The sequence below is a fragment of the Pseudomonas sp. 8(2025) genome (assembly GCF_052665325.1).
Genome location: NZ_JBQOIE010000023.1, coordinates 27,866 through 40,326, shown reverse-complemented (window position 1 = coordinate 40,326; position 12,461 = coordinate 27,866). Strand labels below are relative to the sequence as shown.

Below are 12,461 nucleotides of genomic sequence, written 5' to 3'. Positions count from 1 at the left end.
CCCGCGCTCAGGGCTGCGCAATGCTGGCGAAGCGTTCGCGGTAGGCCTGGGGCGTCACGCCCAGGGCCCGCAGCACGCTGCGACGCAGGGTTTCCTCGCTACCGAAACCGCACTGGGCGGCGATGCGCTTGATCGGCAGGGTGCTGTCGGCCAGCAGGCGCCGGGCGCTTTCCACACGGATCAGTTCAATGGCCCGGGCCGGGGTCTGGCCGGTGTCGGCGCGGTAGTGACGGACGAAACTGCGCTCGCTCATTCCCGCCTGCTCGGCCAGCACCGGCACCGTCAGTTCGCGGTCCAGGTGCTCGGCGATCCAGGCGTGCAGCCGGTCGAAACGCCCACCCTGGTTCTGCAGCGACAGGGTTACGCTGAACTGCGATTGGCCCCCCGGGCGCTTGAGAAACACCACCAGTTGCCGCGCCACTTCCAGCGCCACTGCGCGCCCCAGGTCGGCCTCCACCAGGGCCAGGGCCAGGTCGATGCCGGCGGTGACCCCGGCCGAGGTCCACACCGGGCCATCGTTGATGAAGATCGGATTGGCCTCCACCTGCAGCCGCGGATATTGCTCGGCCAACTGCTCACAGCGGGTCCAGTGGGTGACCACCCGGCGCCCGTCCAGCCAGCCGCTGGCGGCCAGCAGAAAGGCCCCGGTGCAGACCGACGCCACCCGCCGTGACGCCGCAGCCCGGGCCGCCACCCAGGCCACCAGTTCAGGATCACGGGCCGCCTCGTAGACGCCCCAGCCACCGGCAACGATCAGGGTGTCGCAGGGCTCTTGCGGCAGCGGCAGCGGCTCGGCCAGCAGCGCCAGCCCCGAGGAGCTCAGGGTCGCCCCGCCCGGGCTGGCAATCACCCGCGGGTGGTAGGGCAAGGGCAGGCCCAGGCCGCGGGCCCGGTCATTGGCCGAGGCGAACACCTGCAGCGGCCCGCTGACGTCCAGCAACTGGGCATTGGCGAAGGCCAGGACAAACACGTTTTTCGGCGCAGTGGGCATGGTTGGCGTAAATCGAGGGCTGGTTGGCGTATGCGCCAAATCCTAGAGCGCTAGAGTCAAGCCGTCCACTTCATCGACACAAGGAACAGGCAATGGCAGTGCAGATAGGTTTTCTGTTGTTCCCCGAGGTCCAGCAACTGGATCTGACCGGTCCCCACGACGTACTGGCCTCGCTGCCGGATGTGCAGGTGCACCTGATCTGGAAGGAGCCGGGGCCGGTGGTGGCCAGCTCCGGGCTGGTGCTGCAGGCCACCACAAGCTTCGCCGACTGCCCGCCGCTGGATGTGATCTGCATCCCCGGCGGTACCGGGGTCGGGGCGCTGATGGAAGACCCGCAGGCCCTGGCGTTCATCCGCCAGCAGGCCGCCCGGGCGCGCTACGTGACCTCGGTGTGCACCGGCTCCCTGGTGCTCGGCGCCGCGGGCCTGCTCCAGGGCAAGCGCGCCACCACCCACTGGGCCTACCACGAACTGCTGGCGCCGCTGGGGGCGATACCGGTGCATGAGCGGGTGGTGCGTGACGGCAACCTGCTGACCGGCGGCGGTATCACCGCCGGCATCGACTTCGCCCTGACCCTGGCCGCCGAACTGTTCGACGCCGCCACCGCGCAGCGGGTGCAACTGCAACTGGAGTACGCCCCGGCGCCGCCGTTCGAGGCCGGCAGCCCGGATACCGCCCCCGCCAGCGTGGTGCAGCAGGCCCGCCAACGCGCCGCGGATTCGCTGCACAAGCGCCGGGAAATCACCCTGCGCGCGGCCGCGCGGCTGGCAGCCGGCTGAGCCTTCAGGCACGGCGCACCGGGCCCTGGCGGGCATTGCCCAACAACTGGGTGATGGCGCCATCGCCATAGGTGCGCTCGACCCTGGAAATCACCACCTGATAACCGGCGTACCAGCGCCGGTACTGGCGCTTGGCTTCAATGTGCCTGGGGTGGCTGGCAAAGGCCTGGATCGAGGCTTCGTCCTCCCAGTAATAGCTGGCGTTGATCAGCCCCTGGTCGGCGCTGGTCCAGGATTGGGCGCCGACGAAGCCCGGCAGGCTGATGGCAATTTCGTCGATCAGCGCACTGAGGCAGTGGAACTCCTCGTCGCGCTGGCCCGGCTGGTAGATAAAGGCGGCGATGTACATGGTCAAACTCCATTGGCTGATGAATCAGAGCGGACGCGCCAGCAGCGCCAGGCGCAGGGCCAGGGCCAGCAGCACCGCCGCCAGCAGCCAGGATTGCCAGCGGGCCAGCCGCGAATCGCTGCCGGGCAAGCCACGGCGCAAGGCCGCGCCGAAGATCCCCAGGCTGGTATGGAAGACCCCGCTGACCAGGGTCAGCAGCAAGCCCAGGACCACCAGTTGCACAGCGATGCTGCCGTGCTCGGGGCGCACGAACTGCGGCAGGAACACCATGAAGAACAGCAGCGCCTTGGGGTTCAGCAGGCTGTTGCACAGGGCCCGGACAAACACCGTGGCCAGCGGCACCCGGGGTGTATCGGCAAGGTCCAGGCCCCCCCGCTGGCCTAGGGCCTTCCAGGCCAGCCACAGCAGGTAGGCAACCCCGGCATAGCGGATCAGGTCGAACGCCGGCGGCCAGTTGGCCACCACGGCGGTGACGCCCGTGGCCGTGAGCAGGGTCAGGCCGATATCCGCTGCGCCGATCCCCAGCCCCGATGCCACCCCACCGCGCCAGCCATAGGCTGCGCCGTGGCTGATGACGAAGGCCATGTTGGGTCCCGGCGACAGCAGCAACAGCAGCACGGCGCCGAGGAAGATCGACAGGGTGGAAAGGTCCGGCATGTGAGCGCTCCTGCGCAAAAGCCGCTAGATTAGGCGCCCTATCTGATACAAACAAAAAAGTGTTCTAGATACATGAGGTGGCCGAGCATGCGCCGTACCCGTTACAAAACCATCGTCGATCACTTCGCCCAGCGCATCCGCGCCGGCCAGCTGTGCCCAGGCACTCAGCTACCGACGGTGCGGGCGCTGATGGCCAGCGAGCAGGTGGCGCTGGCCACGGCGCTGCGGGTGTATCACGAGCTGGAAGCCATCGGCCTGGTGGTGGGCGAGCCCGGGCGCGGTACCTTTGTCCGCGACACCAGCCTGCCCCGGGGCATGGGCCTGGAACAGCACCCGGCCAGCGCCGCCTCGGTGGACCTGGCGTTCAACTACCCGTCCCTGCCCGGCCAGGCGGAAAGCCTGCGCGAGGGGCTGCGGGCGATAGCCGCCTCCGGCGACCTGGATGCCCTGCTGCATTCCGCGCCCCAGGGCGGCCGCCCCCATGAGCGCCAGACCGCGGCGCGGCACCTGCGCAACCGCGAGATCCGCGTCGCCGCCGAGCAGGTGCTGATCGTCAACGGCGCCCAGCAGGGGCTGGCGGTGAGCCTGCTGGCGCTACTCCAGCCCGGAGACATCCTGGCAGTGGACGCCCTGACCTACCCCGGCCTCAAGACCCTGGCCCAGGTCCATCGCCTGGACCTCGAAGCGCTGCCCCAGCACAACGGCCAGATGGACCTCGACGCCCTGCAGGCCCTGTGCCGCCGGCGCCCGGTGCGGGCGCTGTACTGCATGCCGACCCTGCACAACCCCCTGGGCACGGTGATGCCCCTGGCCGAACGCCGGCGCCTGGCGCAACTGGCCCGCGAGCATGACCTGCTGCTGATCGAGGACGGCGCCTACGCCTTCCTCGCCGAACCGGCCCCGCCGCCGCTGCAGACCCTGGCCCCGGAGCGCACGTTGTATATTTCCGGGCTGTCGAAAAGCGTCGCCTCGGGCTTGCGCCTGGGGTTTATCGTCGCGCCCCTGGAGATGATCCCGGCCCTGGAACGGGCGATCCGCGTGTCCACGTGGAGCACCCCGTCGCTGACCGTGACCCTGGGCTGCCGCTGGATCGAGTCGGGGCTGGTGGACAGCCTGGAAGAACAGAAGCGCAACGATGCCCGCAGCCGCCAGCAACTGGCCCGGAGGGTGCTCAAGGGCTGCGATTACCAGGCCTATGGCTCATCGTATTTTCTCTGGCTGAAACTGCCGGAAGGACGGCGGGCCGATGCCGTGGTGGCGGCCCTGGAACATCAGGGGGTAACGGTGACCTCGGCCGAGCCCTTCGCCACCACCGCCCATGTGCCCCAGGCCTTGCGCCTGGCCCTGGGCTCCATCGGCCTGCCGCTGCTGGAGCAGGCTCTGGAAAAGGTCCGCAACGAAATCACCCGCTAAGCACACCTGCAGAAGCCCGCGCTTAGCGTCAGGCTGAAAAGAACCTGCCACGTTCATGTTCCGCTGCATGAAGTATCAAAGCGGCCACTGCACCCAGGCTGCAGGCACGAAATGCCGGACGAAAAAAAACCCGCCGAAGCGGGTTTTTTCCAAGACCATCATGACTTCCTGTCTGCAGCATCCGTGCTAATGGTCGACCTTCCCTGATCCTGAGCGCTTCCTGCGCTGCAGTTGTGGGAAAGAAGATTAAACACAAAGCCCGGTGCGCAGAAGGCGCATTGAATTACAGCGCGTGTAGGAAATTCGCTATACCGCACTTACGCAAACCCCTAGTTCACCCCTCCAGTGCCTGGGCGGCCAAAGCCGCGAGCTTGAGCTGGTGCTGCGCCCCGGGCTGATGATCGTCCTGGAGAAACCAGGCAGCGGACAAACCACTGAAGGCCAGCACCCACTGCACCAGCCGGCGCGGCTCCAGTTGCGCCGCCCGGGCAATCACCTGCACCTGGCGGGCAAAGCGCACAGGGTCGGTGGCGCTGGGCAGGTCCGGGTTGCAGATCAGGTTGGCGAAATCGAAGGTGCGCTCGCCATGGACCCGCTTGGGGTCGATCACCCGCCAGCCGCGCTCGGCGAAGTCCAGCACATTGTCGTGGTGTATATCGCCATGCAGCACCACCGGTTCCCGGGGCGTGGCCAACAGGTGCTCGGCTTCGGCCAGGCAGCGCAGGAACAACCCGCCCTGCTGCGGCGCCGCCTCGCGCAGGTCGGCAAACCAGCGATCCAGCGACACCAGCGGCGGCCGCGGTTGTGCCCGTGGCCGGTGCAACTGTTGCAGGGTGGCGCAGACGATATGGCTGACCTCATCGTGCTGGCCCGCCAGGGCCATGCGCATCAGCGAACCCTTGCCCATGGCCCGCTCCATCAGCAGGGCATCGCCTTGCTGGGCATGAACCCGCGCCGCCCCCTCCCCGGCCCACCAGGCCATCAGCCGGTTGCCGGCCTGCTCGTGTTCATCCAGGGCAATCTTCAACATGGCCGGCGCACCGTCTTGCAGACGCACCGGCAACAGGCGGCTGCCCGGGGTGACGATGGGATCGCCATCGGGCGTCAGGCGCCAGCGTTTCATATAGGTTTCGAACAAGGGGCTGCTCCAGACGGGAAGCGGCCAGTTTCAGGCGACAGGCCTGGCTCTGCAACGTGCCGCTTGCAACTGCCTGTTTCAACCCTGCTGCAGGTAGTTCTCGATATTGCTCATCTGCTCGTCCCAGCCCCGGCTGTTCATGCGAAAGGCCTTGAGCCGGCGCTCGGCGGGAATGCCGTCGAAGCCCGACTCGGTGACCCGCAGCAAGGTACCACCGGCGTGCTCTTCCAGTTCGAACCGGACCAGGGTGCTGGGCTCTGCCGAATAGTCCTGAGCGGGATCGATGGCGTAGGGGTGCCAGCGGAAGGAGAACAGCTCCTGGGGCAGCATCTGCTCCACCAGGACATCCCAGGTCAGGTGCTCATAGCCTGGGTAGGTCACCGCGCCTCGGGCCCGCTGGCCGGGTATGAACTGCTGGCCGGCCAGGGCCACGCCAAACCAGCGGCCGAAGCGTTCGGCCTCGCTCAGCGCCTGCCAGACCTGGGCCGGGTCGGCCTTGAGCAGGATCTTGCGTTCGATGCGATCTGAAGAATTCATGGGCCACCTCCAGTGATGAACACTAGACCTCTCTGAATCGAGCGCAACCTTTATCTGGCCGAAGGACCCACTGATTGCCCAGAACGAAAAATGCTACTGTCGCCGGCGCCAATACCTCTGCAAAGGACCTGCCATGCCCCTCACCCTCACCGACCGTTACCGTGGCAGCCTGCTGGGCCTGGCCTGTGGCGATGCCCTGGGCACCAGTGTGGAATTCAAGCCACGGGGCAGTTTCCCCCCGGTCACCGATCTCTTGGGCGGCGGCCCGTTCAACCTCAAGGCCGGACAGTGGACCGACGACACCTCCATGGCCCTGTGCCTGGGGGAAAGCCTGTTGCGCAAGGACGGTTTCGACCCCGCCGACCAGATGGGCCGCTACCTCAACTGGTGGCAATGGGGCTACCTGAGCGCCACCGGCGAATGCTTCGATATCGGCATGACGGTGCGCCAGGCCCTGGCCGACTATCAGGAACACGGCCAGCCCTTGGCGGGCCCCAGCGACCCGCAGACCGCCGGCAATGGCTCGCTGATGCGCCTGGCGCCGGTGGTGCTGTTCCATTACCCCGACCTGGCCCAGGTCCGCGAGTTTGCCGGGGCCAGTTCGCGTACCACCCACAGCGCCGCCGAAGCCATCGAATGCTGCCAGCTGTTGGCCGGGCTGATCGCCAAGGCCCTGGACGGTGCCAGCAAGCAGCAACTGCAACGGCTCGACGCCCAGGGCTTTCGCGAGAGCAAGGTCGCGGCCCTGGCCCAGGGCAATTACCTGGATAAAACCCGCGACCAGATTCGCGGCAACGGCTATTGCGTCGACTCCCTGGAGGCCGCGCTCTGGTGCTTCCAGCACAGCGACAGCTATGCCGAAGCAGTGCTGGCCGCCGCCAACCTGGGGGACGACGCCGACACCACCGCCGCCATCGTCGGCCAGTTGGCCGGAGCTTTCTACGGGGCCCAGGGCATACCGCCGCACTGGCTGGCCAAGCTGCACATGGGCGAGGAGATCCAGGCCATGGCCGACGACCTGCTGGCCGCCGCCCGGCGTCGCGCGCCTGCCCGGCCGCTGCATGGCAGTTGCCTGTGCAAGGCGGTGCAATACCGGGTCGACCGCCTGGACATGCCCATCGGCCACTGCCATTGCCAGACCTGCCGCAAGGCCCACGCCGCGGCCTTTGCCTCGACCGCCGGAGTCATGCGCGAACACTTCCAGTGGACCCAGGGCCAGGAACGCCTGAGCACCTACGAATCGTCCCCGGGCAAGCTGCGGCACTTCTGCTCGGTCTGCGGTTCTCACCTGCTGGCGGAGCGCCCGGGGCAGCCCCACGTGATCCTGCGGGTGGCGACCCTGGACGATGATCCGGGGCAGACGCCACAGGTGCATATCTGGACCTCCCACGATGTGCCCTGGCTGGCCGACGAAGCGCTGCAACGCTGGCCCGAGTGGCAACCCAGCCGCGGCTAGACTGTTTCTTCCTCATTGACCGATTGCGAGACTTTCCATGCGTCCGATCCTGTTGCTGGCCCTTGCGCCGCTGCTGCTGCTTGCTCCACTGGCCCAGGCCTATGAGTGCAACAACACCACCCAGACCGATATGAGCCTGTGCGCCAACTTCCAGCACAAGGCCGCGGACAAGGAGCTGAACGCCCTTTACCAACAGATCAACCAGCGCCTGAAAGACCAGCCACACAGCAAAAAGCTGCTGGTCAGCGCCCAGCGCGCCTGGGTGGCGTTCCGCGATGCCGAGTGCAGCTTTGCCACCTCGGGCGTGGAAGGTGGCAGCCTTTACCCGGTGGGCTACAGCAACTGCATCACGACGTTGACCCAGGCCCGGGTGGAGAGCTTCAAGAATTACCTGAAGTGCATGGAAGGCGACTTGAACTGCCCGGTACCAGGGCAGTAGGAGCGGGCTTGCCGGCGAACGCCTTGGCGAGGGCGTCGCACGGTTTGCGCAGCTCTTCGCCGGCAAGCCGGCCCCTGCAACAAGAGCCGGCGGGTGCAGACGAGGTCAGCGCACGAAGATCTGCGCCGTGGTGATGGCCATGTCGCCGCCCGGCAGGGTGATCTTGCCGATCTGCTTCATGCTCTGCACATCGAAGATCGCCACGTCGTTGAAGGTCCCCGCCAGGTAGATCTTGGTCCCGGCCCGGTTGAACGAGATGCAGTAGTAGGAGTGTTCCAGGGTCGCGGCCTGGAGCAGTTTCTTCTGCTTGATGTCGTACTTGGCCAGGCGGTTGAGCACGCCGAACATCAGGTTGGGGTCCGTGGGCGAGCGCATGCCGCTGAAGTAGATCTCGGTCAGCGGGCCGAAGTCGGTGGTCTCGGTCTTGCCGGTTGCGAGATCGACGCTGAACAGCCCGTACAGCGGCTCGGCGGTAGCCGGGTCCTGCTTCTTGTCCTTGAACTTCGCCGCGGTGTAGAGCAGCGAAAAGTCATGGCGGAAGGTCTGCTGGTTCCACACGTAGAGCACGTCCGGCGCGCTGTAGTTGGGGCGTTTCCAGTGGCGGCTGGGGATCAGCACCTCGAACTTGCCGGTCTTGACGTCGACCTTGTACAGGTCCGGCCCGGCCACATACAGGGTGCCGTCGTCGCCGCTCTGCATGATGGTCAGCTGGCGCGGCGCGGGGAAACTGCGCAGCGGCTTGGCGTCGAGCCCGGCATCGGTGGCGTAGACATCCAGCCGCGGCTCCTTGACCTCATAGCGGTCATTGAGCAACAGGGTCGGGTTGGCCACGGTGTACAGCTCCTTGCCGTCGTGGCTGACGGTGAAGGCGAACATCGAGCGCGCCTTCTCCCCCGGATGCTGGGTGATGCTGGCGTGGAACACCTGCTTGCAGCTGTCGAGCTCGACGCCGTAGACATCCGCATAGTGGTTGTTCAGCACGTAGGCGATCTTGCGGTCCGGCGACAGTTGCACGGTGCCGGGGCCGAAGGCGTCGGGCATCTTGCAGGTCTTGTACAGGCTGTCGGTGGCCAGATCGAGAACGTGCAGGTTGTTCGGGTAATTGGTGGTCACCATGTACTCGTGACCGCTGTTGAGGGCCAGGCCCTCGTCGGCCAGGGCGGTGAAAGAACAGGCGCTGAGAACCGCGCCGGCGGCCAGGCCGCACACTGTGATAGCTCGCATGCTGGAATCCTTGTGCTGTCCGGTTACTTGTCTTTGGGGAAGACGGTGCCGAGGTTGCGCCAGTTGTCGTTGGAGGCCTGGGCGTCCTTGTTCCAGTCGGGGTAGGTGCTCATCATGTCCGGCACCTGGGCCGGCCACCAGCAAGGGTCGGAGCAGCCGTAGAGGTCGGCCTCCATCGGTTGGCACAGCGACGAGACGCCGCCAAAGGCATCGATTTCCCAGCCCGGGTCGGTGGTCGAGGCGCAGCCGGCCACGGAGTTCATCGCCAGCACTTCTTCGATACGGTCCTGGGCCGCGGCCTCGGTCAGTTTCTGAGCTTTGTTGTTGATCGGCTTGAGATGTTTCATGTCAGTGAGCCTTGCGCGGAGTGATGTAGCTGCTGATGAACGCAGGGTTGTGCGCCATGATCCGGCTGTAGACTTCGATGCCGAAATCCACCCAGTCACGCATCAGTTCGCAATAGTGATACGTCGGGTGCGCCGGGTCGCCGTAGCGGGCATAGCTCTCGTGGTAGCAGCCGCCGGAACACAGGTTGCGGATGCGGCAGCTGTCGCAGCCGGTGTTGGTGCGGTCCAGGCGCTGGGACAGGAAGTCATTGAGCTCCATCTGCTTGACCCCACCGTCATGCACATTGCCGAAGGTCGGCAGGGATGAGCCGGTGAAGCGGTGGCACAGGTTCAGCTCGCCCTTGTGGTCCACCGCCAGCATCTTCAGCCCGGCGCCGCAGGGCAGCGCCTTCTTGTGGCCCTCGTGGATATCGGTGATCAGCTGGTGCAGGTTGGAGAAGCCGATATTGCGGTGCTCCAGTCCCGCCGCCAGGTAACGCCGGCCCAGGCGCTTCATGCTGGCGAAGACTTCGATCAGCTCCTCGCTGCTGAGGTTGAAGCTGCTGATGTCCCCCGAGGTCACCGGGGCGAACCCCACTTCGGCAAACCCCAGCTCGTTGAACAGGTGATCCCAGATGGTCTCAAGGTCGGTGACCCCGGTGGTCAGGGTCACCCGCGCCCCCACCGGCCGGCTGTCGTAGCGTTCCAGAAGCATCTGCGCCTTGCGCCGCACCACGTCATAGGTGCCTTGCCCGCCCACGGTGATGCGGTTGCGGTCGTGCACGGTCTTGGGCCCGTCGATGCTCACCGAAAGCCCGAAGCGGTGGGCGTTGAGGTAGTCCACCACCTCTTCGGTGAGCAGGGTGGCGTTGGTGGTCATGACGAACTCGACGAACTTGCCGGCCGCGGCAAAGCGCTGTTCGCAGTAGTCCACCATGGCCTCGATCAGCGGCCGGTTGCTCAAGGGTTCGCCGCCGAAGAACACCACGGTGTAGCGCTCCTCGTCCGGGGACTCCTGGAGCAGCATTTCCACCGAGGCAATGGCCGTGTCCAGGCCCATCTTCTTGCCCGCCGAGGGCTTGTCCAGGTCTTCCTTGTAGCAGTAGGTGCAACTCAGGTTGCAGCCGGTATTGACGTTGAGCACCACGGTATTGATCGCCGTGCGTTCGACCCGTTTGACGCCGATTTCCGGGGTCAGGGGCGAGCCGTCGCTGACCAGTTCCAGGGCCATCAGCTCGCGCAGGGTGTCGCTGACGTCGGCACCGTCATAGGCGCCGGCCAGACGCTGGATCAAGTCTTCCGGGGTACAGCCCGGGCCGCGCAGCGCATCGATGATGCTGCCGGTCAAGGCATCGCTGGCAAACAGCGAACTGCTGGGGATATGGAACAGCATGCGGTTGGCGTCCACCTGCACTTCATGCAGGTTGCGCTCCACCAGATTCAGAATTGCGCCCATTACAACCTCCTGTGCCTGCCCCGCGTTCGGGGCCTGCGGTCATTGCCTGAAAGTGTCTGCCGGTATCGCTCGACGCCCCTCAGGGAATGGGTGGATTGTTCCAGCGTTGCACGGTGACGATCAGCTGGCCTTCACCGGTCAGGGCCTTGCCCCCCTCCTCCACCGCAGCGATCACCTTGAGGTTGCCGGCGTTGTTGGTGGACATCTTGCGCAGCGGGTTGGGCCCGGCATCCCCTGGGGTGAACACGCCGCTGTCGGCCTGCATGCTGCCGGCGTACTTGACGTCTTCATCCTTGGCCGCCTGGGCGTCGAAGGCCTCGACCTTCCACTGCGCCGGCATCACGCCGATGCGGTAGGCCTTGCCGTCGGCCCCCTTGCCCCAGGCTTCGGCATCGAAGCGGCCCTGTACCTTGGGCGTCGAACCGCCGCCGTCACCGATCCGCGCCACGGCAAATGCCGGCACCACCCTGACCTCGGCGATGCGCTGGTACACCGCCAGCGTCGCGCCCTTGAGGCTGCCGACGCTGACTTCCCGCAGCCCCGGCTGGGCGCTGGCCGCCGCCTTGAGCCTGACGCGGATGCGTTCGGGGCTCTGCTCCAGCACCTGCACGACCTCCACCCCTTTGCCGAAGCTCGGAGTGCCCGCAAGGCCCGCGCCCACCAGGGTCACCTCGGCCTCCTCACCGGCCTTCAGGTAACCCGGCTGCACCGCCAGCAACCGCTGGCTGCCTTGCCGGGCGGCGATGAAGTCCAGGCCGCGCTCGTCGTGCTCGGCCTCGAACATCCGCCCTTGCAGTGCATTGCCCTGGGCCGCCAGCACCTGGCGCATGACCACGCCATCCACGGTGACATTGCCGCGCCATTCATAGCCGTTGTAGAGGATCGCGCTGCCCTCGCCATTGAACGGGCTGCCATCGGCGTACTGGCCCTTGACGCTGAGCTTGAACTGATCGCCTTCCCCGGCGCTGACGCTCATCACCCCGGCCAGTTCGCCCTTGCCCGGCAGGTGGCCGCTGAAGCTCCAGTCCCCCGCCAGCGCCGCCGCTTGAGGGCGGGCCTGTTGCCAGGCTGTCCAGGCGGGGTTGTCGAGGGGATAACGCTTGGCCAGCAGCGGCACCATTTCCTTGAGGGCGGTGGGCAGCCATTCCCGGTCCCGGGACAGCGCCTGGTACTCCAGGGATGGCCATTGCCCAAGGTGGAAATTCACCAGCCGCTCCCATTCCTGGGCCGGCCGGCGTTGCAGGGCGATCCGCGCGCCGGAGTGGCAGCGGGCGCACATCTGGGTGGTCTGTTCGTCGAAATGCTCGACGGTGTTCAGCCGTCGCTCCAGGGCGTAGCGCACGCCGTCGGTCTCGCTGGGCGCCAGGCCCTGGGTATCGGCCAGGTACTTGACCAGGGTGCGGCGGTCGTCATCGCTGATTTGCAGCCCGTGCATGGTCTGCATGCGGGCAATGCTCATCAGCCAGCCTTCCGGGGTCTTGCGCTGGTGGCTGATGCGGCTCAGGGCTTCCCCGGCCTCGGGGGTGTGGCAACCCTGGCAGGTTTCCTTGAGGATGCTCTGCGCATCCCGCGCGGCAAAACTCGAAGGGGCATGCAAGGCGGTACAGGTGGCAATGGCCAGCAGGCTGGCACTGAGCCTCAGGCGCAGTCTTCTCTTCATCAACGTCAAACCTCCCACGGTGCTTTCTTATTTTTA

The 12,461-nt window shown here is 66.4% G+C and carries 13 protein-coding genes and 1 pseudogene; 5 read left to right on the top strand and 9 right to left on the bottom strand.

What is annotated here, in order from left to right; genetic code table 11:
• Positions 1–7: 7 nt before the first annotated feature.
• Positions 8–991, bottom strand: a complete 984-nt coding sequence (locus ACUXVH_RS29050) for a GlxA family transcriptional regulator (protein WP_210458314.1) — start codon at positions 989–991, stop codon at positions 8–10.
• A gap of 92 nt (positions 992–1,083) precedes the next feature.
• On the opposite strand from ACUXVH_RS29050, the gene inhA reads away from it, so the two are divergent.
• Complete coding sequence (gene inhA / locus ACUXVH_RS29045; protein ID WP_041119270.1) at positions 1,084–1,770, top strand: isonitrile hydratase; 687 nt, start codon at positions 1,084–1,086, stop codon at positions 1,768–1,770.
• Positions 1,771–1,774: 4 nt separating this feature from the next.
• On the opposite strand, the gene ACUXVH_RS29040 is transcribed toward inhA, so the two are convergent.
• Together ACUXVH_RS29040 and ACUXVH_RS29035 are read right to left on the bottom strand one after the other, a co-directional pair.
• A complete protein-coding gene (locus tag ACUXVH_RS29040) occupies positions 1,775–2,119 on the bottom strand; it encodes an antibiotic biosynthesis monooxygenase family protein (protein WP_445496568.1) in 345 nt (114 codons plus the stop codon).
• A gap of 24 nt (positions 2,120–2,143) precedes the next feature.
• The gene (locus tag ACUXVH_RS29035; RefSeq protein ID WP_220223050.1) at positions 2,144–2,776 is read right to left on the bottom strand and encodes a LysE family translocator; all 633 of its coding nucleotides are present in this window, start codon (positions 2,774–2,776) and stop codon (positions 2,144–2,146) included.
• A gap of 87 nt (positions 2,777–2,863) precedes the next feature.
• Here ACUXVH_RS29035 and ACUXVH_RS29030 point away from each other — a divergent pair, with 87 nt between their 5' ends.
• Entirely contained in the window at positions 2,864–4,189 is a 1,326-nt protein-coding gene (locus ACUXVH_RS29030; RefSeq protein ID WP_015636436.1) for an aminotransferase-like domain-containing protein, read from the top strand.
• Between the two features lie 334 nt (positions 4,190–4,523).
• On the opposite strand, the gene ACUXVH_RS29025 is transcribed toward ACUXVH_RS29030, so the two are convergent.
• Together ACUXVH_RS29025 and ACUXVH_RS29020 are read right to left on the bottom strand one after the other, a co-directional pair.
• Positions 4,524–5,327 (bottom strand): aminoglycoside phosphotransferase family protein, encoded by an 804-nt coding sequence (locus ACUXVH_RS29025; protein ID WP_011062394.1) that lies wholly within the window; start codon positions 5,325–5,327, stop codon positions 4,524–4,526.
• A gap of 78 nt (positions 5,328–5,405) precedes the next feature.
• Complete coding sequence (locus tag ACUXVH_RS29020) at positions 5,406–5,864, bottom strand: SRPBCC family protein (RefSeq protein ID WP_011062395.1); 459 nt, start codon at positions 5,862–5,864, stop codon at positions 5,406–5,408.
• A 133-nt stretch (positions 5,865–5,997) separates the two neighbouring features.
• On the opposite strand from ACUXVH_RS29020, the pseudogene ACUXVH_RS29015 reads away from it, so the two are divergent.
• The 3 genes and pseudogenes from ACUXVH_RS29015 to ACUXVH_RS29005 all read left to right on the top strand — a co-directional run.
• Positions 5,998–6,897, top strand: a pseudogene (locus ACUXVH_RS29015) (ADP-ribosylglycohydrolase family protein); the annotation flags it as partial.
• The gene (locus ACUXVH_RS29010) at positions 6,871–7,320 is read left to right on the top strand and encodes a GFA family protein (RefSeq protein WP_225368814.1); all 450 of its coding nucleotides are present in this window, start codon (positions 6,871–6,873) and stop codon (positions 7,318–7,320) included. The pseudogene ACUXVH_RS29015 and the gene ACUXVH_RS29010, both read left to right, overlap by 27 nt.
• 37 nt (positions 7,321–7,357) lie before the next feature.
• Complete coding sequence (locus tag ACUXVH_RS29005; RefSeq protein WP_262212733.1) at positions 7,358–7,759, top strand: lysozyme inhibitor LprI family protein; 402 nt, start codon at positions 7,358–7,360, stop codon at positions 7,757–7,759.
• Between the two features lie 105 nt (positions 7,760–7,864).
• On the opposite strand, the gene peaD is transcribed toward ACUXVH_RS29005, so the two are convergent.
• From peaD to peaA, 4 genes are all read right to left on the bottom strand, one after another.
• Positions 7,865–8,983, bottom strand: coding sequence for a quinohemoprotein amine dehydrogenase subunit beta (gene peaD / locus ACUXVH_RS29000; RefSeq protein ID WP_011062398.1), 1,119 nt, complete (start codon positions 8,981–8,983; stop codon positions 7,865–7,867).
• A 23-nt stretch (positions 8,984–9,006) separates the two neighbouring features.
• Positions 9,007–9,330 (bottom strand): quinohemoprotein amine dehydrogenase subunit gamma, encoded by a 324-nt coding sequence (qhpC, locus tag ACUXVH_RS28995; RefSeq protein ID WP_011062399.1) that lies wholly within the window; start codon positions 9,328–9,330, stop codon positions 9,007–9,009.
• A gap of 1 nt (position 9,331) precedes the next feature.
• On the bottom strand, positions 9,332–10,765 hold the full coding sequence (gene peaB, locus ACUXVH_RS28990) for a quinohemoprotein amine dehydrogenase maturation protein (protein ID WP_445496563.1): 1,434 nt from the start codon (positions 10,763–10,765) through the stop codon (positions 9,332–9,334).
• Positions 10,766–10,844: 79 nt separating this feature from the next.
• Positions 10,845–12,425, bottom strand: coding sequence for a quinohemoprotein amine dehydrogenase subunit alpha (gene peaA, locus ACUXVH_RS28985; RefSeq protein ID WP_125063724.1), 1,581 nt, complete (start codon positions 12,423–12,425; stop codon positions 10,845–10,847).
• Between the last annotated feature and the right edge of the window lie 36 nt (positions 12,426–12,461).

Coding starts and splice junctions, on each gene's coding strand:
- ACUXVH_RS29010 (WP_225368814.1), top strand. CDS start 6,871: ATGGCCGACGACCTGCTGGCCGCCGCCCGGCGTCGCGCGCCTGCCCGG.
- ACUXVH_RS29035 (WP_220223050.1), bottom strand. CDS start 2,776: ATGCCGGACCTTTCCACCCTGTCGATCTTCCTCGGCGCCGTGCTGCTG.
- ACUXVH_RS29020 (WP_011062395.1), bottom strand. CDS start 5,864: ATGAATTCTTCAGATCGCATCGAACGCAAGATCCTGCTCAAGGCCGAC.
- peaB (WP_445496563.1), bottom strand. CDS start 10,765: ATGGGCGCAATTCTGAATCTGGTGGAGCGCAACCTGCATGAAGTGCAG.
- ACUXVH_RS29005 (WP_262212733.1), top strand. CDS start 7,358: ATGCGTCCGATCCTGTTGCTGGCCCTTGCGCCGCTGCTGCTGCTTGCT.
- qhpC (WP_011062399.1), bottom strand. CDS start 9,330: ATGAAACATCTCAAGCCGATCAACAACAAAGCTCAGAAACTGACCGAG.
- ACUXVH_RS29050 (WP_210458314.1), bottom strand. CDS start 991: ATGCCCACTGCGCCGAAAAACGTGTTTGTCCTGGCCTTCGCCAATGCC.
- peaA (WP_125063724.1), bottom strand. CDS start 12,425: ATGAAGAGAAGACTGCGCCTGAGGCTCAGTGCCAGCCTGCTGGCCATT.
- ACUXVH_RS29040 (WP_445496568.1), bottom strand. CDS start 2,119: ATGTACATCGCCGCCTTTATCTACCAGCCGGGCCAGCGCGACGAGGAG.
- peaD (WP_011062398.1), bottom strand. CDS start 8,983: ATGCGAGCTATCACAGTGTGCGGCCTGGCCGCCGGCGCGGTTCTCAGC.
- inhA (WP_041119270.1), top strand. CDS start 1,084: ATGGCAGTGCAGATAGGTTTTCTGTTGTTCCCCGAGGTCCAGCAACTG.
- ACUXVH_RS29030 (WP_015636436.1), top strand. CDS start 2,864: ATGCGCCGTACCCGTTACAAAACCATCGTCGATCACTTCGCCCAGCGC.